The following is a 24,011-nucleotide window of genomic DNA, read 5'->3' on the forward strand; positions in this document are numbered from 1 at the left end:
GCACATTATGAAAAAGAAACAATATATCCTCGCAGGAACTATGCTTGTCTCCCTCTCTTGGGGAGCACAAGCCCAGACACAACCCCAAGACACCACCATGAACCGTACGGTAGTCGTGGAACAAGAATATAATCCGGACATCATGGACGCCTCCAAAGTGAACGTGCTTCCCAAGGTGGAACCTCCTACCGTCAGCAAAAAGCCGGTGGAATATGACGCCACCCTGATGCCGGCAACCCATATCCCGGCAGGTATCATGCAAGCCTATACCGGAAAAGAGACGCAGGCGAAAGCGCTGCCCGGATATGTACGCTTGGGATACGGTAACTACGGTAACCTCGATGTACGCGCCAACTACCTCTTCTCCTTATCCCCCAAAGACCGCCTCAACCTGACATTCACAATGGATGGCATGGATGGCAAACTGGACTTGCCGGATAATGGCGGGACGTGGAATTCATTCTACTACCGTACCCATGCTGCCATGGATTATGTACATGCCTTCAGCAAAGTCGATTTGAATATTGCCGGAAAGTTCAACCAAAGCAATTTCAACTTCCTGCCCGACTTCGTCAGCAACAAGCAGAAATTCGTTTCGGGTGATGTACATTTCGGGGTAAGTTCCATGAGCGACGATATGCCTCTCCAATTCCGCGCCGAAACCAATTTGTTGGTCTACCAGCGCCAACACGACCTCATGGTGAGCAATATCAAAGAAAATATCGTGCGTACCAAAGCCGATGTCACCGGTTCCATCTCCGATGAGCAGACCATCGGCATCGCTTTTGCCATGGACAATACATTCTACAGCGACGGACGTTTCGAGAATCACACCGACGTAGACTTCAATCCATACTATCTCTTTCAGAATGACGACTGGAAAATACGTCTCGGCGCACACGTCGACCTGGCTTTCGGTTTCGGCAAGAAGTTCTGCGCCGCTCCCGACGTAGAAATACAATACATCTTCTCGGACAGCTACATCCTCTACGCACAAGGTAAGGGAGGACGGCTACAGAACGATTTCCGCCGTCTGGAAACCATTACGCCTTATGGCATTACAAACCAGCAGCTTGACAATACCTACGAACAGCTCAACGCAGCCATCGGCTTCAAGGCAAGCCCGGTCAGCGGATTGTGGTTCAACCTATACGGCGGGTATCAAGATTTGAAAAACGACCTGATTGACACTCCGACTGTCAAGTACGACGGGATAAGCAATGTTTTCCTCACAGAAGACACCAAGAACCTCTACGCCGGAGCCGACCTGAGCTACAACTACAAGGATGTTTTCTATCTCGCCGCCAATGCCGTCTATCGCCATTGGACAACAGACTCAGACGGTCCTGATGTCGTAGTAAGCTTCAAACCGGCCGTAGAAGGCAATCTCAATCTCAAGGTACGCCCCATCTCCCCACTGCTTGTCGGCATCGGCTATCAGCACATCTCACGCCAAGGCGTGGAGGGCAACAAGGCAGACCCCGTCAGCAATCTCTATCTAAACGGCAGTTACGAACTCTTCAAAGGAATCTCCGTGTATGCGCGCGTGAACAACTTGCTGAACAAAGATTACCAGTACTACTGGGGATACCCTTCAGAAGGTCTCAGTTTCTTAGGTGGAGTAAGCTTCCTCTTTTAATAGGGGCAGCACAAGCCGGAGCTCTAATTTGAACAAAAAAGGTCATTTTTGCTAAATTCTCCTTATATTATAAGGTGGGAAGAATCTTTTTTTCCTACTTTTGCGGGCGAATTCAGTGGCGGGAGTCACTAAAAAACAGAAATTTATGCAGAAAAACCTTGTCATAGTCGAGTCTCCGGCGAAAGCAAAAACCATCGAGAAATTCCTTGGAAAAGATTTCAAAGTCCTTTCCAGCTACGGCCATATACGTGATTTGAAGAAAAAAGAATTCAGTATTGATGTAGACAAAGACTTCAAACCGCATTACGAGATACCGGCGGATAAAAAGAAACTCGTAACCCAGTTGAAAGAAGAAGCCGAGCAGGCAGAAACCGTATGGCTGGCTTCCGATGAGGACCGCGAAGGGGAAGCCATCGCATGGCACTTGTACGAAGTGCTGAAACTGAAACCGGAACACACCAGACGTATCGTCTTCCATGAAATCACCAAAGGTGCCATCCTGAAAGCGATAGAAAATCCCCGTGACATTGACATCAACCTGGTCGATGCCCAGCAAGCCCGACGTATCCTGGACCGTATCGTAGGTTTTGAACTTTCACCGGTATTGTGGAAGAAAGTGAAACCTGCCCTTTCTGCAGGCCGTGTACAGTCCGTAGCCGTCCGTCTCATTGTAGAGCGCGAACGCGAGATACATGCATTCCAAACCGAAGCATCCTACCGTGTTACCGCCGTATTCCTCGTTCCGGACACTGACGGCAAAACAGTGGAAATGAAAGCCGAACTGGCGCACCGGCTCAAGACAAAGGCAGAAGCCCGGAAATTGCTGGAGAGCTGTAAAGCAGCCACGTTTACCATCAGCGACATCACTACCCGTCCGCTGAAGAAAACTCCCGCCGCCCCGTTCACCACCTCTACCTTGCAGCAGGAGGCTGCCCGCAAACTGGGATTCACCGTGGCACAGACCATGATGGTGGCGCAACGTCTGTACGAATCCGGATTGATAACCTACATGCGTACCGACTCCGTCAACCTTTCCGAACTTGCCGTCAACGCCAGCCGTGAAACCATCTCCAACCTGATGGGCGAACGTTACGTACACAACCGTCACTTCGCCACCAAGACCAAAGGAGCGCAAGAAGCCCACGAAGCTATCCGCCCCACCTATATGGAGAATGCCAAGATAGAAGGTACCCCGCAGGAAAGAAAGCTGTACGACCTCATCTGGAAACGTACCATCGCCTCGCAGATGGCAGATGCCGAAGTGGAAAAGACAACCGTAACCATTGCTATCAGCAACGAGACGGAGACTTTCACTGCAACCGGCGAAGTGGTGAAATTTGACGGTTTCCTCCGTGTCTACCGCGAATCATACGATGATGACGTAGAAACCCAGGAAGATGAGGCACGCCTACTGCCCCCTCTGAAAAAAGGACAGAAGCTCGAACATGAAGGTATCACCGCTACCGAACGTTTCACCCAACACCCTCCCCGCTACACGGAAGCAAGCCTTGTGCGCAAATTGGAGGAACTGGGTATCGGACGTCCGTCTACCTATGCTCCGACCATTTCCACCATCCAGCAACGCGAATACGTGATAAAAGGAGAAAAAGCAGGTGAAGAACGCACCTACAATGTGCTTAACTTGCAGGGTAATGAAATAACGGACAACAACCATACAGAAATCACCGGAGCTGAAAAGTCAAAACTGATGCCGACAGACACCGGTATTGTGGTCAATGACTTCCTGATAGAGTACTTCCCGGACATCCTTGACTACAACTTCACTGCGAGCGTCGAAAAGCAATTCGACGAAATAGCCGAAGGTGACAAGCAATGGACCGCCATTCTGAAAACATTCTATAAGAAATTCCATCCTTCAGTAGAAAACACACTTGCCGCGAAAACCGCCCACAAGGCAGGCGAACGGATTCTAGGAACAGACCCCGTCAGCGGAAAACAAGTGTCTGTAAAAATCGGACGTTTCGGCCCAGTAGCACAGATAGGTACTGCCGAAGATGAGGAAAAGCCCCGTTTCGCCCAGGTAAAAAAAGAAATGTCCATCGAGACCATTACGCTGGAAGAAGCGCTGGAGCTGTTCAAACTTCCCCGTACTCTCGGAGAGTATGAAGGCAAGAATGTAGTCGTAGGTGCGGGACGTTTCGGACCTTATATCCAGAACAACGGCTTGTATGCCTCGTTACCCAAGACAATGGACCCGATGACCGTTACGCTGGAAGAAGCTATTGAACTTTTGCAAAAGAAACAAGAAGCAGAAGCCCAGAAACATATCAAGAAGTTTGAGGAAGAACCGGAACTGGAAATCCTGAATGGACGCTATGGCCCTTACATCGCTTATAAAGGCAGCAACTACAAGATTCCTAAAGACATCATCCCTCAAGACCTGAACCTTCAGGCTTGTCTGGAAATTGTGAAACTGCAAAGCGACAAGGATACGGGCAAGTCTAAGCGGACTGCAAAGGCGGTGAAAGCAACGAAAACGACTAAAACAACCGCCAAGGCAACTGCCAAAACAAGCAAGACAAAATAGGACTTAGTCTACACGTATAAAATGGGAGAAAGGAGGCGATAATTTAAACTTCTATTATTTATACCACAAGAATAAAAATTGTACTATAAAAGAATAAGCCCGAAGAAGTATCCCCGGGCTTATTCTTTTATAGTGCGATGTTTACATCCTATCCGGCACCTCAATTCCCAGTAAGCCCATACCTAAGCGTACCACTTTGGCTACATTCTCGGACAATGCAAGGCGGAATACCTTCACTGCTTCGTTCTCCTCACGCAAAATGCTGAAGTCATGGTAGAACTGGTTATATTCCTTCACAAGGTCATACGTATAGTTTGCAATGATGGACGGGCTGTAATCCTCACCTGCCTGCTTCACAATAGCGGCAAAGTCGGCAACCATCTGTATCAATCCCTCTTCCTTCTCACTCAGTTCAATGCCGGCAGGCAACTGAGCAGGGATTTCGATACCGGCCTCTTTTGCCTTGCGGAGAACAGACTGGATACGTGCATAAGTATATTGGATGAACGGTCCCGTATTACCATTAAAGTCGATGGACTCTTTTGGATTGAATGTCATGTTCTTGCGGGCATCCACTTTCAGGATGAAGTACTTCAAGGCACCCAGACCAACGATACGGGCGATATTGTCCGCCTCTTCCTTTGTCAGACCATCCAGCTTACCCAGTTCATTGCTGGTTTCCTTGGCTGTATCAATCATCTCCGCCATCAAGTCGTCAGCATCAACTACTGTACCTTCGCGGCTCTTCATCTTGCCCTCGGGAAGTTCCACCATACCGTAAGAGAAGTGCACCAACCCTTTACCCCATTCGAAGCCCAGTTTGTCGAGCAGGATGGACAATACCTGGAAATGGTAATTCTGTTCGTTGCCTACCACATAAATCATCTTGTCGATGGGATAATCTGCAAAGCGGAGTTTGGCAGTACCTATATCCTGCGTCATGTAGACGGATGTACCGTCCGCACGCAGCAGCAGCTTGTGGTCCAGCCCCTCCCCCGTGAGGTCCGCCCATACAGAGCCATCTTCTTTCCGGTAGAAAAAGCCTTTCTCCAGGCCTTCCATCACCTTCTCCTTACCTTCGAGGTACGTGTTTGATTCGTAATATATCTTATCAAAAGTTACACCCATCATACGGTAAGTCTCGTCGAAGCCTGCATACACCCAGTCGTTCATCTTCTTCCAGAGCGCACGTACTTCCGGGTCATTGGCCTCCCACTTTACCAGCATTTCACGAGCCTCCTTCATCAAAGGAGATTCAGCTTCTGCCTTGGCTTTGGCTTCTTCCTCATTCATGCCTTCGCTTTGGAACTTGGCCATCAGTTCTTTCACTTCCGCTTTATAATGCTTGTCGAAGGAAACATAGTAATCGCCAATCAAGTGGTCTCCCTTCTTGCCGGATGATTCGGGAGTTTCACCATTCCCGTACTTCTGCCATGCCAACATGGACTTGCAGATATGAATTCCACGGTCATTGACAATATTTGTCTTTACTACCTTATTACCGTTGGCAGCCACTATATTAGCCAGCGCATTTCCCAAAAGATTGTTGCGTACATGGCCCAAATGAAGCGGTTTGTTGGTGTTGGGAGAAGAATACTCAATCATCACCAATGGAGAGTTGTCAGTAGCAGCCACGATACCGTACTGCTTGTCCGCATGAATGCCATTCAACAATTCTATCCACGCAGAGGAGGCAATGGTCAGGTTCAGGAAGCCCTTAATGACATTAAATGCTGCAACCGAAGACTCGTTTGCCTGCAAGTATTCACCGATTTCCTGGGCCGTCTGCTCCGGTCCTTTCTTGGACATACGGAGGAAAGGGAATACAACCAGCGTGAGGTGTCCCTCAAATTCTTTCTTGGTTTTCTGCAACTGCACTTGTGCGGCAGGAACATCCTGTCCGTAAAGCGCTTTCAGTCCGCCGATGACGGACGATACCAGTTTCTGTTCTATATTCATGATTCAAATGTATTTTCCTGCGTGCAAAGATAGCGTAAACCGAAATCAGTACAAAACAAGCAGGCTTGTTTTTATTGACTCACAAGATATTCAACATACAAAGAGGGGACGCTCCTTGTAAAACGTCCCCTCTTTGTATGTTGAGTATACTGTTCTTATTCAGCTGTCAATTCCGCACCTGGTTTGAATTTAACAACTTTCTTTGCAGCAATCTCGATAGGCTTTTTAGTAGAGGGGTTGATACCCATACGCGCTCCTCTTTCCACCACACTGAAAGTTCCAAAACCAACCAATGATACTTTATCACCGGCCTTCATTGCCTTAGTGACTGATGCGATAAATGCATCCAATGCTTTCTTTGAATCAGTCTTTGACAAACCAGACTCCGCTGCCATAGCGCTAATAAGTTCCGCCTTATTCATAATGCTTAAAATTAATTAATATGTTACACAAAAGATATTTTTACTTTTCATCACAAACCTCCACAAAAATAGAGCAATATTTCTGAATATCAAATAAAAACATTAAAAAAATATTGGAAAACAACGAAAAAGAAGGAATAGAATCTGCTTTTTCTGTTATAGAACAGAATTTATTCGTATTTTTGCCGGAGAAAGCAAAAACAGGCAACTGTTTTTGAACTGTAAAATGAATTGAAACAACAGATTATGAATACTATACCTACTGTAACCAAGAACCTTTTAATCATTAATGTGCTGATGTTTCTGGGTAGCATTGTCGCCCAAAGCTACGGCATCGACCTCGCCCAATATCTGGGATTGCATTTTTTCCTTGCCGAAGATTTCAATGCAGCACAATTGATAACATATATGTTCATGCATGCCGGATTCGCGCACATATTTTTCAACATGTTTGCCGTATGGATGTTCGGACGTATTTTAGAGCAGGTATGGGGGCCTAAACGATTTCTGTTCTACTATCTGGCATGCGGTATAGGAGCCGGAATTATTCAGGAGGTGGTACAGTATATTCATTATGAGACAGTGCTTTCCGCCTATGACAGCGTGAATACCGGCATGGCCATCATCCCGATGGAGGAATATCTCAATATGATGACTACCGTGGGAGCTTCGGGAGCAGTATACGCCATTCTGCTGGCATTCGGCATGTTGTTCCCCAACCAGCAAATGTTCATCTTCCCGTTACCGGTTCCCATCAAGGCCAAATATTTTGTTATCGGATATGCCCTGATTGAGCTATATGCCGGATTTGCAAATAACGCAGGAGACAATGTGGCACACTTTGCACATCTGGGCGGTATGGTATTCGGTTTTATCTTGATTATGTATTGGAGAAAAAAGAACAGAGGAAATGGCTACTATTATAACTGATTTGAAAGAAAACTTTCGCAGAGGAAATATCTATATCCAGTTGATTTACATCAATGCAGCGGTATTCATATTCACCACTCTGACTGAAGTCATGCTCCAATTGTTCAATCGGAGTATGATGGGAATATTCGAATGGCTGGAATTACCGGCATCACTTTCACGCTTCATTCTGCAACCGTGGTCACTGCTGACGTACATGTTCATGCATGCAGGATTCATGCACATTCTTTTCAACATGCTGTGGCTTTATTGGTTCGGAGCACTATTCCTGAACTTCTTTTCTGCAAAGCATCTGCGTGGTGTGTACATTTTGGGAGGAATCTGCGGTGGTTTGCTCTATATTGCCGCCTATCATATTTTCCCGTACTTCCACCCCATGATAAATTACTCTTTCATGCTGGGTGCCTCTGCTTCCGTGCTTGCCATCGTAGCTGCCACAGCCTATCGTGAGCCCAACTATCCGATACATCTATTTCTTTTCGGAACCATCCGACTGAAGTATCTGGCGCTTATCGTTATAGGCACCGATTTGCTATTCATTACCTCCAGCAATGCCGGTGGACACATCGCACATTTGGGAGGTGCGCTGGCAGGGTTATGGTTTGCTGCCAGCCTCAGCAAAGGCAGTGACCTGACCTCATGTATAAACAAATGTCTGGATGCTTTAGTTTCCATCGTCAGCTTTAAACCCCGAAAGCCGAAAATGAAAGTACATTACGGTACCAGTAAACAAAAAGATTATGATTACAACGCACGGAAAAAAGCCCAATCCGACGAAATAGACCGCATTCTCGACAAATTAAAGAAATCGGGATACGAAAGCCTTACTACGGAGGAAAAGAAAAGCTTGTTCGACGCAAGTAAACGTTAAACAAATGGAAAACGGAAAGTGGAATATGGAGAATGAGAAAATAGCCGCCACTCTTATTTTCAGTTTTCACCTTTCAATTTTCAATTATTATAATGAAGTATTTAGGTAATTTTGTCGCCCTCCTGATTTTGGCGGTCAATGCCTTGTTTACGGGCTTGCTACTGTTTACCGCCTATAGTCCGCACATACAGCCGGTCACACATCCGGTGCAGTCGTGCCTGGGACTGACATTTCCCGTTTTTCTGATGATAAATATAGGCTTCTTCATCTTTTGGCTGGTCATCCAGCGTTACAAAACCGCATTGCTTCCCTTGATAGGATTACTACTTTGTTATTCACAGACACGCACTTATCTGCCCATCAACTTTCATACAAACAAGTTGCCTGAAACAAGTTTCAAATTACTCTCATACAACATCATGGGATTTGACGGAGCCATCAAGCAGAATGGCAAGAATCCCATACTGACTTATTTAAAAGAAAGTAATGCCGATATCCTCTGCCTCCAAGAATACTCCACGACAGAATCATCCCGGCACCTTTCGCAAAAAGATGTGGAACAGGAACTCAAGGCATATCCATATCACCGCATCAACACGGTGGGCAGGGAAAAAGGGCATACCAACAAGATAGCATGTTATTCCAAATATCCGATTCTCTCGGCACGTGTACTAGATTATTCCAGCGAGTACAACGGTTCGGTACTGTATGAAGTAAAAATAGGAGAGGATACAGTCACCCTCATCAACAATCATTTGGAGTCCAACAAATTGACCAAAGCCGATAAAGCCGTGTACGAAAACATGCTGAAATCCCCTGAAAAAGAAAAGGTGAAAAGCGGTATGCGCCTGCTCATACGTAAATTAGCAGAGGCATCAGCCATCCGCGCACCGCAAGCTGACACGATTGCACACGAAATAACAGCTTCACCACATCCTTGTATCATTGTATGTGGCGATTTCAACGACACCCCCATCTCTTATACTCATCGTACCATCGCCCAAAATCTGGACGATGCATTCACCAAATCAGGACGGGGATTAGGAATTTCTTACAATCAGAACAGATTCTATTTTCGGATAGACAATATATTGACCAGCAAGAACCTGAAAGCCTACAATTGTACAGTAGACCGTTCCATCAAGGATTCAGACCACTATCCGATATGGTGTTATATCACCAAAAAGAATTGAGAATTGAGAATTAATACTTAACATTTAATACTTAGAAAACAATGTTCAAAAAATGTATTCTAATTTTAGCAGCAAGTTGTATGATGTACTCCTGTGCCACCCAGACGGAAAGCAATCCGTTCCTTACCGAGTTTCAAACACCCAATGGAGTGCCTCCATTCGATAAAATCAAGTTGGAGCACTATGAACCCGCATTCCAAAAAGGTATAGAAGAGCAGAATGCCAATATCCAAGCCATCATTGCCAATACGGAAGCTCCCACTTTCGAAAATGTCGTTGTTGCTCTCGACAACAGCTCCCCAACTCTGGACCGTGTAGGCGGTGTATTCTTCAACCTGACGGAGGCCGAAACTACCGATGAACTGACAGCCCTTTCCATGAAACTGGCCCCGACATTGGCCGAACACGAAGACAACATCTCACTCAATCAGGAGCTTTTCAAGAAAATAGATGCTGTCTACAATCAGAAAGATGCTCTCGGTCTGACCCGTGAGCAACAAAGACTGCTGGAAAAGACTTATAAGGGTTTTGTCCGTTCCGGCGCCAATCTTCCGGCCGACAAACAAGCCCGCCTGCGCGAAATCAACAAGCAGCTTTCCACGCTCGGAATCACGTTCAGCAACAACATCCTGAACGAAAACAACGATTTCAAGCTTTATGTAGAAAAAGAAGAAGACCTCGCCGGACTTCCCCAATGGTTCCGCGAAAGCGCCTTGGTCGAAGCCCGTGCCACCGGACAAGAAGGCAAATGGCTGTTCACCCTGCACAATGCAAGCCGCCTGCCTTTCCTGCAATATTCAGCCAACCGCCCGCTGCGCGAGCAGATGTACAAAGCCTACATCAACCGTGGCAACAACAATGACAAGAACGACAACAAAAAAATCATTGCCGACATCGTAAGCCTGAGACTTGAAAAGGCGCAATTGCTGGGATTCGATTGTTACTCCAACTTTGTATTGGACAATACAATGGCAAAGAATTCCGCTACCGTGATGGACTTCCTCAACAATTTATGGAGCTATGCACTCCCCAAGGCAAAAGCCGAAGCAGCCGAGCTGCAAAAGCTGATGGACAAGGAAGGCAAAGGAGAGAAACTGGAAGCATGGGACTGGTGGTACTACACCGAGAAACTGCGCAAAGAAAAATACAATCTCGAAGAAGAAGAAATCAAGCCCTACTTCAAGCTGGAAAATGTACGCGAAGGCGCCTTTGCCGTTGCCAACAAGCTCTATGGCATCACACTGACTAAACTCGAGGGCATCCCCGTCTATCATCCCGATGTGGAAGTGTTCGAAGTGAAAGCCGCCGATGGCTCACAACTGGGCATTTTCTATGTAGACTACTTCCCCCGCCCCGGCAAGAGTGGCGGAGCATGGATGAGTAATTACCGTGAGCAACAAGACGGCGTACGCCCATTAGTATGCAACGTATGCAGCTTCACCAAGCCGGTAGGCGACACTCCCTCCCTGCTGACTATCGACGAAGTAGAAACTTTGTTCCATGAGTTTGGCCATGCTCTGCACGGATTGCTAACCCAATGCCAGTATAAAGGTACTTCAGGCACCAATGTCGTACGCGATTTCGTGGAACTCCCCTCCCAAATCAACGAGCACTGGGCCACCGAACCCGAAGTGCTGAAAATGTATGCCAAGCATTACAAGACTGGCGAAGTCATCCCCGACAGCCTGATTGAAAAGATACTGAACCAAAAAACGTTCAATCAGGGTTTCATGACTACCGAGTTGCTGGCCGCCGCCATCCTCGACATGAATCTGCATAACCTGACTGACACCGAAGGTCTTGATGTCGTTGCATACGAAAAAGAAGCAATGGACCAACTGGGGCTGATTCCGGAAATAGCTCCCCGTTATCGTACCACGTACTTTAACCACATCATTGGCGGCTATGCGGCAGGCTACTACAGCTATCTCTGGGCCAATGTTCTAGACAATGATGCCTTCGAAGCCTTCAAAGAACACGGTATCTTCGACAAGCAAACAGCCGACCTTTTCCGCCAAAATGTTCTGGAAAAAGGAGACAGCGAAGCCCCGATGACTCTCTATAAGAACTTCAGAGGAACTGAGCCTCAATTAGACCCGATGTTAAAAAATCGCGGTATGAAGTAAGATTTGTGAAAAAAAAGCTATATTTGCAGCCTTGTATGCAACAGAATTTAATTAAAAAGTAATCATAATAAACTAAAAGTAACATGCAAAACAAAGGATTTGTAAGGGTTTTTGCGATATTGCTCACACTGGTGTGTGTGTTCTATCTCTCCTTCTCTTTTGTAACTCGCCATTACACAAGTAAGGCCAAAGAGTTTGCAAAAGGCGATGTGAAAGTAGAGCAGGACTACCTCGATTCTCTGGCTAATGAGAAAGTGTATTTTGGCAATTGGACGCTGAAACAATGTCGTGAGATGGAGATCAGTTTAGGTTTGGACTTGAAGGGCGGTATGAACGTCATCCTTGAAGTATCCGTACCCGATGTCATCAAAGTATTGGCTGACAACAAGACTGACGAAGCATTCAACCAAGCATTGGCCACTGCCGCCAAACAAGCTACCACAAGCCAGGATGACGTGATCACCTTGTTCGTCAGAGAGTATCACAAGCTTGCTCCGGGTGCTCCGCTGTCACAGCTGTTCGCAACCCAACAATTAAAAGACAAGGTAACTCAGAAATCTACCGACGCAGAAGTTGAAAAAGTATTGCGCGAAGAGGTAAAGGCGGCTGTTGAGAATTCCTATAATGTACTCCGTACCCGTATTGACCGTTTCGGTGTAGTTCAGCCTAACATCCAAAGTCTGGAAGACAAGATGGGGCGCATCATGGTGGAACTTCCGGGTATCAAAGAGCCTGAACGTGTAAGAAAATTGTTACAAGGTTCCGCCAATCTGGAATTCTGGGAAACATACACAGCAAAAGATGTTACTCCTTATCTGCAAGCTGCCGACACCAAGTTGCGTGCCATCGTTGCAAGCGAAACTCCGACAGAAGAGGCAGACAGCGCAGCTACCGAAACTCCTGCCGTAGCACAAGCTACCAGCACAGCCGACAGTCTTGCCGCTGCTTTAAAAGGCGAAAACAAAACACAAGCTGTTGACCTTGCGCAGATAAAGAAAGAACACCCGCTGTTCGCCATCCTGCAGGTCAACCCCAGCGGGCAAGGTCCTGTTGTTGCTTATGCCAACTACAAGGATACTGCTGAAATCAACAGATACCTTTCCATGCCGGAAGTTCAGGCCGAAATGCCGAAAGACTTGCGTCTGAAGTGGGGCGTATCTCCTTATGAATACGATCCGAAAGCCCAGACTTTCGAACTTTATGCCATCCGTTCTACAGAACGTAACGGCAAGGCGCCTCTGGAAGGTGATGTAGTGGTTAGCGCCAAAGACGAATACGACCATTACGGTAAACCTGCCGTAAGTATGTCTATGAACACTGACGGTGCCCGCCGTTGGGCTCAGCTCACCAAACAGAATATCGGCAAAAGCATTGCTATCGTGCTGGACGGTTATGTTTACTCAGCACCGAACGTAAACAATGAAATCACGGGCGGTAACTCACAGATTACCGGTCACTTTACTCCGGAACAAGCAAAAGACTTGGCAAACGTGTTAAGATCAGGTAAGATGCCGGCTCCTGCACACATCGTACAAGAAGATATCGTAGGTCCTTCACTGGGACAAGCTTCTATCAATGCCGGTATCATGTCATTCATCGTAGCATTGATTCTGCTGATGGTTTACATGTGCTCTATGTACGGATTCATTCCGGGTATGGTTGCCAACGGTGCTCTGGTACTGAACTTGTTCTTCACATTGGGTATCCTTTCTTCTTTCCAAGCAGCATTGACGATGTCCGGTATTGCCGGTATGGTGCTGGCACTGGGTATGGCTGTAGATGCCAACGTATTGATTTACGAACGTACCAAAGAAGAACTCCGTGCAGGCAAGGGTGTAAAGAAAGCATTGGCTGACGGTTACTCCAACGCCTTCTCTGCAATCTTCGACTCCAACTTGACGTCTATCATCACCGGTATTATCTTGTTCAACTTCGGTACAGGTCCTATCCGTGGTTTTGCTACTACATTGATTATCGGTATTTTGATTTCGTTCTTTACTGCCGTATTCATGACGCGTCTGTTCTATGACCATTTCATGAGCAAGGACAAACTCCTGAATCTGACATTCTCTTCCAAGATTTCAAAGAACTTGATGGCGAATGTACACTTCGACTTCATGGGTAGAAACAAATTGTGGCTGACCACTACCGGAGTTATCATAGTTATATGTATCGCTTTCCTCGCTACCCGCGGATTGAGCCAGAGTATCGACTTCACTGGTGGACGTAACTTCAAAGTACAGTTTGAGAATAAGGTAGAGCCAGAACAAGTTCGCGAGCTTATCTCCAGCAAGTTCGGCGATGCCAATGTCAGCGTTATCGCCATCGGCACGGACGGCAAGACAGTACGTATCAGTACCAACTACCGTATCGAAGAAGAAGGTAACAACATCGACTCTGAGATCGAAGCATACTTATACGAAACATTGAAACCGTTGCTGACTCAGAACATCACTTTGGAAACCTTCATCGACCGCGAAAACCATACGGGCGGAAGTATTATCAGTTCCCAGAAGGTAGGTCCGAGTATCGCAGACGACATTAAGGTTTCAGCCATCTGGTCTGTTGTACTTGCATTGATTGCCATCGGTATCTATATCCTGATCCGTTTCCGCAATATTGCATACAGTATCGGTTCAGTATCCGCATTGGCTTGTGATACTATCATCATCCTGGGTGCCTACTCCATCTGTTGGGGCTGGATGCCGTTCTCTCTGGAAATCGACCAGACCTTTATCGGTGCCATCCTGACAGCTATCGGTTACTCTATCAACGACAAGGTGGTAATCTTTGACCGTGTACGTGAATTCTTCGGTCTCTATCCGAAGCGTGACAAGTTCCAGTTGTTCAATGACTCATTGAATACAACTTTGGCACGTACCATCAATACTTCACTGAGCACCTTGATTGTGTTGCTGTGCATCTTCATCCTCGGTGGTGATTCCATCCGCAGCTTCGCATTCGCCATGATTCTGGGTGTTGTATTCGGTACACTGTCTTCTCTGTTCGTTGCATCTCCTATCGCATATCTGTTGATGAAAAACAAGAAAGGTACTGAAGCAGCTGTAGAAGTAGCCAAATAAGAATTTAGACAAAAAACTATAAACTAAAAAAGGAGGAAATCCGAAATGGATTTCCTCCTTTTTTGTAGTCTCGCCGGGAATCGAACCCGGATCTAAAGTTTAGGAAACTTCTATTCTATCCGTTGAACTACAAGACCTTTTGCATAGATTCTGCATATTGCAGTAGATTGCGAATGCAAAGATAATGTATTCTGTCGATTTTCCGAAAAAAGTTTTGTTAATCCGATTAACTTTACGAAATTTGTCGGTCAGTGATAGAATACAGTAACCCCCAAAAATTAATCTATAGTAATTCGTAAGTTATGGCAAACGACATGATGGTCAAAGAACTGGAGCAAGTGGTAGTCCGCTTCTCCGGAGACTCCGGCGATGGTATGCAGCTCGCCGGCAACATCTTTTCAACAGTTTCGGCTACCGTGGGCAATGATATCAGTACATTCCCCGACTATCCGGCAGATATCCGCGCCCCGCAAGGTTCACTTACCGGTGTTTCCGGTTTCCAAGTACATATCGGTGCTGAGAAAGTCTATACCCCGGGTGACAAATGCGACGTATTGGTAGCGATGAACGCCGCCGCACTGAAAACCCAATATAAGTTTGCTAAATCCACTGCTTGTATCATTATCGATACAGACGCTTTTCAGAAATCAGACCTGGAAAAGGCGGCTTTCAAGACCGATAATCCGATAGAGGAAATGGGTATTAAGCAGGATGTCATCGCCGCCCCCATCTCAAAGATGGTGAAAGACTGCCTTGCCGACACCGGAATGGACAACAAATCCATGCTGAAATGCCGCAACATGTTTGCAGTAGGTCTGGTATGTTGGCTGTTCAACCGCGACCTAAAGATAGCCGAAGATTTCATCCGCGAGAAATTCGCCAAAAAGCCCGAAATTGCCGAGGCAAACATCAAGGTTATACATGCAGGATATGATTACGGACACAACACCCATGCTTCCGTAGCCCACACATATAAGATTGAAAGTAAAACCACCGTTCCCGGCAGATACATGGATATCACGGGTAACAAAGCTACTGCTTACGGCTTCATCGCCGCAGCTGAAAAGGCTGGCCTGAAGCTGTTCCTCGGCTCCTATCCCATTACTCCGGCAACCGATGTACTGCACGAACTCTCTAAGCACAAGTCTCTGGGCGTGATGACCGTGCAGTGTGAAGACGAAATTTCCGGTTGCGCCACTTCTATCGGCGCCGCTTTTGCAGGCGCGCTGGCTGTGACCTCCACTTCAGGTCCCGGTGTCTGTCTGAAATCGGAAGCCATGAACCTGGCAGTCATTACAGAACTTCCGCTGGTTGTGCTCGACGTGCAACGTGGCGGCCCTTCTACCGGTCTGCCCACCAAGTCAGAGCAGACAGACTTGTTACAAGCACTGTTCGGCCGCAACGGTGAAAGCCCAATGCCCGTCATCGCTGCCTCTTCACCCACAAACTGTTTCGATGCAGCCTACATGGCAAGCAAGATTGCATTGGAACACATGACTCCGGTCGTATTGCTGACCGACGGCTTTGTTGCCAATGGTTCCGGCGCCTGGAAGCTGCCCAAACTGGCAGACTATCCCGCCATCACTCCTCCCTATGTGACTCCCGAAATGAAGGACAACTATACTCCGTACAAACGCAATCCTGAAACGGGTGTCCGCTACTGGGCCATCCCTGGACAAGAAGGCTATATGCACATCCTCGGAGGTCTGGAGAAAGACAGCAATACCGGTGCCATCTCCACCGATCCCGAAAACCATAACTTGATGTGCCACCTACGTGCCGAGAAGGTGGCCAAAATCCCCGTACCTGATGTAGAAGTGCAAGGCTGTGCAGACGATGCCGATTTGCTGATTGTCGGTTTCGGCGGTACATACGGCCACTTGTATTCGGCCATGGAAGAGATGAAGAAGGCAGGCAAGAAGGTTGCCCTCGCCCACTTCACTTATCTAAACCCACTCCCCAAGAACACGGAGGCTGTTCTGAAGAAGTACAAGAAGGTGGTAGTTGCCGAACAAAACCTCGGACAATTTGCCGGTTATCTACGTATGAAGATAGACAACTTCACCCCGTACCAGTTCAACGAAGTCAAAGGACAGCCGTTCGTCGTTGCCGAGCTGGTGGCAGCGTTCAATAAATTAATTGACAATTGACTGTTAACTATTGATAATAACCATGCGTAATATGCGGATTATCAATGACCAACCACCAATTATCAACTATCAATTATCAACTATCAATTATCAACTATCAATTTAAAAAGATTATGTGCGAATATACAGCAAAAGACTATAAAAAAGGACAACCTCGTTGGTGTCCGGGTTGTGGTGACCACTTCTTTCTGGCCTCACTGCACAAAGCAATGGCAGAAATCGGCAAAGCTCCTTGGGAGAATGCCGTCATCTCAGGTATCGGCTGCTCCAGCCGTCTGCCCTATTATATGAATACGTATGCGATGCAGACCATCCACGGACGTGCTGCTGCCATCTCTACAGGTGCCAAGGTTGCCAATCCCAACCTGACGGTATGGCAAATCTCCGGCGACGGTGACGGTCTGGCCATCGGCGGTAATCACTTCATCCACGCCGTACGCCGTAATATCGACCTGAACATGATTCTGCTGAACAACCGCATCTACGGTCTGACCAAAGGTCAATATTCCCCGACCTCTCCGCGTGGTTTCGTCAGCAAGTCGTCTCCCTACGGTACGGTAGAAGATCCATTCCACCCGGCAGAGCTTTGTTTCGGTGCCCGTGGCCGTTTCTTTGCCCGCGCGGTAGCTACCGATGCTCCGGGGACAGTGGAAATATTGAAGGCAGCCATGGCTCACAAAGGGGCTTCCGTTTGCGAGATTCTGCAAAACTGCGTTATCTTCAATAACGGTACGCATGACTCCGTAGCCAAAAAGGAAGACCGCTCCAAGAATGCCATCTACCTGAAACATGGCGAACCGATGTTCTTCGGCGAGAACAACGAATACGGCCTGATGCAGGAAGGCTTTGGTCTGAAAGTCGTGAAACTCGGTGAGAACGGCATTACAGAGAAGGATATCCTCATCCACGATGCCCACTGCATGGACAACACCCTGCAACTAAAGCTTGCCCTAATGGAAGGTCCCGACTTCCCGATTGCACTCGGTGTTATCCGCGATGTGGAAGCTCCTACTTACGACGATGCCGTTCATGAACAAATCGAAGAGGTGTCTGCCAAGAAGAAGTATCACAACTTCGAGGAGTTATTGATGACGAACGATACGTGGGAAGTAAAATAAACCACTAAGATTTTTGCATAAGTTGCTTCCACACTTCCACTCATCTGCCGAAATTTCTTATCCAACGGCATTTCAGATGCTGTGGAAGCAACTCAAAAGTATGGAAGCGCATTTTGCTTCCACACTTTTGAGTTGCAATATTAATAGCTTGTATCATTTCTTATTAATATTATGTTTGCACGAAACAAATAAGGTGCAAACATGATATTAATTTCCCAAAAGTAAGAGTACCTACCTATCCTTTCTCTCACAAACCGCAGGCTGATGGTTCCTTCGTTCGAGTAATCCTTCCCAGATAAAGGTCAAAAGCACTCCCACCCTGAAAAGAAAATGCAACCACTGCAACTGCACCAGATTTTATTACAGCGATAGAACATACCTCCGACGAACAAGGCTACCAATAAGGGCCGACAACAAGACTTCAAGGGAAGAGAGGGAAATTGTGGAATACCTACTGTGGATTTTTTCCACATCTCCACACCACAAACACCCGAACTTCCCTTTTCCCAATTAAAAATAAACGATTGATTATCAACATTATTCATCCTTGAAAGGATAGCTTGCCTTTCGTTTGGCATATCTCTTGCTAAAATATCCGCCGAAAGGACGTAATATTTATAATAAGATAAATCAATTATTTTTCAGTAGTATGAAAATCAGGATGAGAAAACGGTGTGACATTCCACATTCAGTGTCGCACTTCCAAAAAAGTTTGATTATTGCAAGTTGGTTATTAGCATTTCTTTTCACCGGAACAGCCTTCGCACAAGAAAACCGAACCATTAAAGGCATTGTGAGAGATGTAACAGGAGAACCGCTTATCGGTGCCAGCGTCATACAGAAAGGTACCAACAACGGCGTCATTACCGATGTGGACGGCAACTTCACACTGACCGTTCCTGCAGATGCAACACTCTCTATCGCTTACATGGGCTATGCCACCCGGGAGATAAACCTGGCAAAACGAAAAAAGCAAGGCGACCTGAAGATTACACTCAGCGAAGATACCCAGCAACTGAAAGAAGTCGTAGTAACGGCAATGGGTATCAAAAAAGATACGAAACGTGTCGGTTATGCCATCAGTACCATCAGTGCAGACGAATTGGTAAAGGCAGGAGCACCCAATTTTGCCTCTGCCATGTACGGTAAAGCACCGGGAGTCCGCATTACACAAACACAGGGCGGTTCTGCCGGAGCTGTCTCCATCAACGTACGCGGCCTGACCTCTATCACTGGAAATAACCAGCCACTCATCATTCTGGACGGGGTACCCATCCGCAACGGCGGCACGGGCAAAAGCACGGACTTCGCTGAATTTGGCAACGACGGACAAATCCGTTCCAATGGTCTGGTAGACATCAACCCAGAGGACATCGAGAGCCTCAGTATTCTGAAAGGAGCTTCCGCCACAGCTCTCTACGGCTCGGAGGCTGCAAACGGTGCGGTAGTCATCACCAGCAAACGCGCCAAAAGTGGCAAGCTGACGGTGGACTTCAATGCCCAAGTCATGGCAAACTTACCGGCTTATCTGCCAAAAGTACAGACCGTATACGGGCCGGGAACCTACAACACCGCATACAGCGATTATGAGAAACAGACGGGAGGCTTCTATCAGAGAACCCTAAACGGACAAAGCTACAAAAGCCTCCGTTCCACCACCTTGTCCTTCGGCCCGAAATACGACGGTAGCGAGGTACTTTACTGGGACGGGAAGATGCGCCCCTACCAGGCACTGACCGACAACCCGTGGAAAGAGTTGTTTCGCACCGGCTGGACCCAGACTTACAATCTCGCCATCTCACAAGGGACGGAAACCACCAGCAACCGCTTCTCCTACACATTCATGGACGAGATTCCCAATGCCTTGACCGGAAGCTTCACCAAACACAACTTCAAGCTGACCGGTTCGTATCAACTGGCGAAACCGCTGAAACTGGAATACTCCCTTAACTACATCGTACAGAATGTAGAAGACCGTCCGCAAACCTCGCTCAACCTATACAGCGGTTTCGGCAACATGTTCTCCACCTTCCTGGACATTCCCTATCTGAAACAAAGCTACGTCACCAGTCTGGGATACCGTAATACCTTTGTCGGAGGAAACGCCACGCTGACTCCTGAGGAATCATGGGCCTACGACCCCAGTTACGCCACCGGAGTGAACAACATGCTGTGGAATATGTACCATCACCATAGCGACGAGACAGAGAATCGGCTCATCGGTATGATTCGCCCCACCTGGCAGATAACCAACTGGCTGAGTCTGCGCGCCCAGGTTTCAACTGATATCACAGATGTGAAGCAAACACTGAAATATGAAAGCGAACAACCCAATTCCCTATACGACCCCAACGGTAGCTTCCAGTCCATCAACCGCCGTTACGACATTGTCTATGGAGATGTTATGTTGAACTTCAACTATAATATCAACCGCTTCGACATTGCCGCCACCGTAGGCTGGACCGGACGCTACGAAAATATGAACAATATGAGGGTCTCCACCAATGGCGGGCTTGTCACGGAAAACTGGTTCGACCTCAATGCCAGCCGCTACACGCCAAGCAGTACCCTGCAACGTATGGAACTACTGAAAACCGGCTATATGGGTACACTGAGCCTGGGATGGGACAACTATCTATTCCTTGAACTGACCGGACGCCAGGAACGCTCGTCTACCCTAAAAGACCAGAGCTTTTTCTATCCTTCCGCTAATCTGAGTTTCCTCTTCACCCAAGCCTTCCACATGCCGTCATGGTGGAACTATGGAAAACTGCGCCTCTCATACGGTATCGTAGGAAATGCTCCTGAAACCTATACCGCCAATATCGTCTACGAGCAAGGTTCAGACAACGGATTCACCTGGAACACCATTCCCTCTTCATGGGGGAATGCAGATATCCGTCCGGAAAAGAAGTACGAATACGAGATAGGTCTGGAAAGCAAGTTTTTAAACAACCGGTTGGGTATAGATATATCCTACTACAACAACCGTGTAAAGGACCAGATACTCTCCACGCCGCAACCTTCCACATCAGGCGTAAAGAATGTGTTGATGAATGTGGGCGAGGTAGCCAACCACGGCTGGGATATATCAATCAGTGCCACTCCCATACTGACCAGAGATTTCCGCTGGGACCTGACAGCCAACTATGGTGTATATAAGAACAAAGTAGTGAAACTGGCCGATGGAGTGCCCTATCTGGAAATACTCAACTCCGGAGGCAGCGGAATAAAAATACAAGCTGTGGAAGGCCAGCCAATGGGTGACATCTATGCACAGGTTCCCCAGGTGAACGAAAACGGTGAGTACCTCGTTTCCGATAAAGGTCTTTACCTCAACCAAACCGAATTGCAGAAAGTCGGCAACATCAATCCGGCAGGCGTAGGAGGTCTATTCAACTCTTTCTCCTACAAGAATGTATTCCTCGATTTCAGTATCGACTTCCGCATCGGAGGAGATGTCATCAACGAAATGAACCAATATGCCACCGCAGTGGGTCTGACACCCGAATCCCTGAAGTACCGTGATACGGAACACGGCGGACTATCCTATTACTATCCGGGCGACAACAATTCCAGCGGAATTCCGGTACAAGTAGACCCTTCCACGAGTGCCGGCCCCAACGGAGAGATAATCTACCACGACGGCATCATCCTTCCGGGTGTAGTGGCCTCCACTGGCGAAAGAAACACACGTATCATTCCGGCAGGCTATTACTACAACACCACCTATAATTGGGGAACGGAGGCCGAACAGCTGACATACCGCCATTCGGTATTCGACAATTCTTATGTCAAACTGCGTGAATTGACCATCGGCTACCAGTTTCCCGAAAAGATGATTTCCAAACTGGGACTGGGCCGGCTGAGTGTGTCGGTCTTCGGACGTAACCTCTTCTATTTCTACAAAGCACTGAAAAACTACGATGCGGAGTCGTCCGTCGGAACATCCTGGGCCAACCAGGCTACCGTGGGAAGTTCTACCACAGCTACCCGCAGTTTCGGTGTTTCACTTCGTGCAAGTTTCTGACAAAACAACCATCCAAAAAACAAAAAAGAGTATGAAAAAGACAAAGATATTATCTCTTGTTTCATTGGGAGCATTCCTCCTGACAACATTAGGCTGTACGGATTATGACTTCGACAGCAAATACGAAGACCCCTCCAAAGTAACCCAAGTCACCATCAGTAATCTGATGGTAGGAGTCTTCCAAAAAGTAAAGGACTATGATGTTTACGAATACAACCGGTTCTTCGGATTCGATTCACAGTTTACAGGCAAGTATGCACAAACCTTCGGCTACTCCAACACTACAGATATGTATACCCCCGGCTATATACCCGCCATTGACGGACAGTGGGACAATGTGTATTCGGCACTGGCCCAGTTCCGCAAGCTGGAATCTCTCTACAAAGAAGAAAGCGCGGCAGAGCAAGCACAGGATGAGGCATTCTATCTTGCCGCCAAAGTACAGCTGTACGATTTTTTCGCCGCCACAGTGGACATTTTCGGGGATATGCCTTTTTCGGAAGCTTGCACACTACCGCTTACCAACGATGTAGGTAAATCGTATGCTCACTATGACAAGGCCGAGAATATATATAAAACCATTCTTGACGAGCTCAAAGAAATTGCTCCGCGATTCCGCTCCATCCCCACACCGAGGAACTTCAATACACAAGACTTTATCAACAACGGGGACATGGACAAATGGGAACGTTATGCAAACTCCTTGCGACTGCGCCTTGCCATGCGCGTAGCCGCGCAAGGAGACTTGCAGACGGAAGGCCGTACCGCCATCAAGGAAATCCTGGAAAATCCGTCGGCCTATCCGTTGATAGAGGAACAAGAAAACAACATCCTCATTGTCAACCAGAAGTCTGGGCAACTGAACTTCACTGCAGGCCACGGACTGGGTGACTGGGTAACCAACCGACTCGCTTCGGGCGCCATCATCGACCGCATGCTGGGCCATGGCAACTACGATATGACCTGCAATGACCCACTGAGCGGCGTTTATGTGAAAGGAGAAGACGACCCGCGCATCCTACTCAACTTCAATCCCGTGAAGATTACCAACCAGAACACCGGTCAATTGGACGAACACCGTTATCTGGGCACAGACCTTACCGTGGCAGATGAGCTGACGGAATATTACAACTCGCAGGCACAAGACGAAGTCAATACCAGCAACACCGGTTTCTCACAAATCACGCAGAAAGGTTTCTTTTGGGAAAACGACAAATTCGACATGCTGATAATGGCCTCACCCGAAATCCATTTCCTGAAAGCGGAAGCCTATGAAATGGGGTATGGAGTGGCAAAGAATGAAGCAAAAGCGGAAGAAGAGTTCAAAAAGGCTGTCAGCCAGTCCATCACGCTTTACTACTATTACGACTCGGTAAGTACGGGTGAAAACGCACGCCGGTATAATGCCCCCACTGCCGAAGAAACAGCCTCTTTCGCTGCTGCCAAATGGAACAGCACGGAATATGCAGACAAGCTGGATGCTATCATTACCCAAAAGTGGCTGCATTTCGGTTTCCTGGCCAGTCGCGAGGCATGGAGTGACATCCGACGTACCGGCTATCCGTCCGGCCTGGTCTTCCCCGAAGTAGCCGGTACCATCACAAATGTGCCGAACCGCTGGAGATACCCGAATACGGAAGTCAACTACAATCCCTACTATAAAGAGGTGTCGGCCGAAGACACTTACTACCACAAACTGTTCTGGGCAAAATAAGGACTTTGTTTGCAAACCCATTTTGCCCGAAGAGTATATCATACTCACCACAGAATAACACAGATTAACACAGATTGCCTTAGGAGTTCTGATAATAAAGAGTTTTTAGCAGTGTTAATCCGTGCTATCCTGTGGTGAGTATGTATTTGCCCCCTCTGTTTCTTTTATTCCGAACAGTATCCCTCCTTTTTTAGAAATCTTAAGGATTTCCCGGTAGGGAGATTGCGG

At 47.4% G+C, this 24,011-nt stretch carries 13 protein-coding genes and 1 tRNA gene; 11 read left to right on the plus strand and 3 right to left on the minus strand.

Annotated elements, in window-relative coordinates; all coding sequences use genetic code 11:
* The first annotated feature begins 7 nt into the window (after nt 1-7).
* Nucleotides 8-1,639, plus strand: a complete 1,632-nt coding sequence (locus H1A11_RS14755; RefSeq protein ID WP_131225592.1) for a TonB-dependent receptor — start codon at nt 8-10, stop codon at nt 1,637-1,639.
* A 145-nt stretch (nt 1,640-1,784) separates the two neighbouring features.
* Nucleotides 1,785-4,187, plus strand: a complete 2,403-nt coding sequence (gene topA, locus H1A11_RS14760) for a type I DNA topoisomerase (protein ID WP_005834437.1) — start codon at nt 1,785-1,787, stop codon at nt 4,185-4,187.
* Nucleotides 4,188-4,328: 141 nt separating this feature from the next.
* Here the strand turns inward: topA and argS are convergent, their stop codons facing one another.
* Both argS and H1A11_RS14770 read right to left on the minus strand, forming a co-directional pair.
* Nucleotides 4,329-6,146, minus strand: coding sequence for an arginine--tRNA ligase (argS, locus tag H1A11_RS14765; RefSeq protein WP_117703823.1), 1,818 nt, complete (start codon nt 6,144-6,146; stop codon nt 4,329-4,331).
* Between the two features lie 155 nt (nt 6,147-6,301).
* Complete coding sequence (locus tag H1A11_RS14770) at nt 6,302-6,568, minus strand: HU family DNA-binding protein (protein ID WP_117878811.1); 267 nt, start codon at nt 6,566-6,568, stop codon at nt 6,302-6,304.
* A 246-nt stretch (nt 6,569-6,814) separates the two neighbouring features.
* Between H1A11_RS14770 and H1A11_RS14775 the strand changes: the two genes are divergently transcribed.
* From H1A11_RS14775 to secDF, 5 genes are all read left to right on the plus strand, one after another.
* Nucleotides 6,815-7,498 (plus strand): rhomboid family intramembrane serine protease, encoded by a 684-nt coding sequence (locus tag H1A11_RS14775; RefSeq protein WP_171030407.1) that lies wholly within the window; start codon nt 6,815-6,817, stop codon nt 7,496-7,498.
* On the plus strand, nt 7,479-8,369 hold the full coding sequence (locus H1A11_RS14780) for a rhomboid family intramembrane serine protease (protein WP_117964656.1): 891 nt from the start codon (nt 7,479-7,481) through the stop codon (nt 8,367-8,369). Before H1A11_RS14775 ends, H1A11_RS14780 begins: the two co-directional genes overlap by 20 nt.
* Before the next feature lie 92 nt (nt 8,370-8,461).
* Nucleotides 8,462-9,562 carry an endonuclease/exonuclease/phosphatase family protein gene (locus H1A11_RS14785; RefSeq protein ID WP_117600125.1) on the plus strand — a complete coding sequence of 367 codons (1,101 nt, stop codon included), beginning with the start codon at nt 8,462-8,464 and terminating at the stop codon, nt 9,560-9,562.
* Nucleotides 9,563-9,603: 41 nt separating this feature from the next.
* Entirely contained in the window at nt 9,604-11,688 is a 2,085-nt protein-coding gene (locus H1A11_RS14790) for a M3 family metallopeptidase (protein ID WP_181757380.1), read from the plus strand.
* An 83-nt stretch (nt 11,689-11,771) separates the two neighbouring features.
* On the plus strand, nt 11,772-14,771 hold the full coding sequence (secDF, locus tag H1A11_RS14795) for a protein translocase subunit SecDF (RefSeq protein ID WP_129643589.1): 3,000 nt from the start codon (nt 11,772-11,774) through the stop codon (nt 14,769-14,771).
* A gap of 65 nt (nt 14,772-14,836) precedes the next feature.
* Here the strand turns inward: secDF and H1A11_RS14800 are convergent.
* Nucleotides 14,837-14,908: transfer RNA gene (locus tag H1A11_RS14800), tRNA-Arg, on the minus strand.
* A gap of 165 nt (nt 14,909-15,073) precedes the next feature.
* On the opposite strand from H1A11_RS14800, the gene H1A11_RS14805 reads away from it, so the two are divergent.
* From H1A11_RS14805 to H1A11_RS14820, 4 genes are all read left to right on the plus strand, one after another.
* Complete coding sequence (locus H1A11_RS14805) at nt 15,074-16,921, plus strand: 2-oxoacid:acceptor oxidoreductase subunit alpha (RefSeq protein ID WP_131225596.1); 1,848 nt, start codon at nt 15,074-15,076, stop codon at nt 16,919-16,921.
* A 113-nt stretch (nt 16,922-17,034) separates the two neighbouring features.
* On the plus strand, nt 17,035-18,039 hold the full coding sequence (locus H1A11_RS14810) for a 2-oxoacid:ferredoxin oxidoreductase subunit beta (protein WP_131225597.1): 1,005 nt from the start codon (nt 17,035-17,037) through the stop codon (nt 18,037-18,039).
* A 649-nt stretch (nt 18,040-18,688) separates the two neighbouring features.
* Nucleotides 18,689-22,069 (plus strand): SusC/RagA family TonB-linked outer membrane protein, encoded by a 3,381-nt coding sequence (locus H1A11_RS14815; RefSeq protein WP_370528672.1) that lies wholly within the window; start codon nt 18,689-18,691, stop codon nt 22,067-22,069.
* 31 nt (nt 22,070-22,100) lie between these two features.
* Complete coding sequence (locus tag H1A11_RS14820; protein ID WP_181757381.1) at nt 22,101-23,783, plus strand: SusD/RagB family nutrient-binding outer membrane lipoprotein; 1,683 nt, start codon at nt 22,101-22,103, stop codon at nt 23,781-23,783.
* Nucleotides 23,784-24,011: the final 228 nt, after the last annotated feature.

Origin of the sequence: Bacteroides sp. CACC 737 (genome assembly GCF_013874375.1) — a bacterium.
GTDB classification, from domain to species: Bacteria; Bacteroidota; Bacteroidia; order Bacteroidales; family Bacteroidaceae; genus Bacteroides; species Bacteroides uniformis.

Bases quoted from the DNA above. Each gene is read 5' to 3' on its own strand.
- H1A11_RS14755 (WP_131225592.1), top strand. From the start codon at position 8: ATGAAAAAGAAACAATATATCCTCGCAGGAACTATGCTTGTCTCCCTC.
- topA (WP_005834437.1), top strand. From the start codon at position 1,785: ATGCAGAAAAACCTTGTCATAGTCGAGTCTCCGGCGAAAGCAAAAACC.
- argS (WP_117703823.1), bottom strand. From the start codon at position 6,146: ATGAATATAGAACAGAAACTGGTATCGTCCGTCATCGGCGGACTGAAA.
- H1A11_RS14770 (WP_117878811.1), bottom strand. From the start codon at position 6,568: ATGAATAAGGCGGAACTTATTAGCGCTATGGCAGCGGAGTCTGGTTTG.
- H1A11_RS14775 (WP_171030407.1), top strand. From the start codon at position 6,815: ATGAATACTATACCTACTGTAACCAAGAACCTTTTAATCATTAATGTG.
- H1A11_RS14780 (WP_117964656.1), top strand. From the start codon at position 7,479: ATGGCTACTATTATAACTGATTTGAAAGAAAACTTTCGCAGAGGAAAT.
- H1A11_RS14785 (WP_117600125.1), top strand. From the start codon at position 8,462: ATGAAGTATTTAGGTAATTTTGTCGCCCTCCTGATTTTGGCGGTCAAT.
- H1A11_RS14790 (WP_181757380.1), top strand. From the start codon at position 9,604: ATGTTCAAAAAATGTATTCTAATTTTAGCAGCAAGTTGTATGATGTAC.
- secDF (WP_129643589.1), top strand. From the start codon at position 11,772: ATGCAAAACAAAGGATTTGTAAGGGTTTTTGCGATATTGCTCACACTG.
- H1A11_RS14805 (WP_131225596.1), top strand. From the start codon at position 15,074: ATGGCAAACGACATGATGGTCAAAGAACTGGAGCAAGTGGTAGTCCGC.
- H1A11_RS14810 (WP_131225597.1), top strand. From the start codon at position 17,035: ATGTGCGAATATACAGCAAAAGACTATAAAAAAGGACAACCTCGTTGG.
- H1A11_RS14815 (WP_370528672.1), top strand. From the start codon at position 18,689: ATGAAAATCAGGATGAGAAAACGGTGTGACATTCCACATTCAGTGTCG.
- H1A11_RS14820 (WP_181757381.1), top strand. From the start codon at position 22,101: ATGAAAAAGACAAAGATATTATCTCTTGTTTCATTGGGAGCATTCCTC.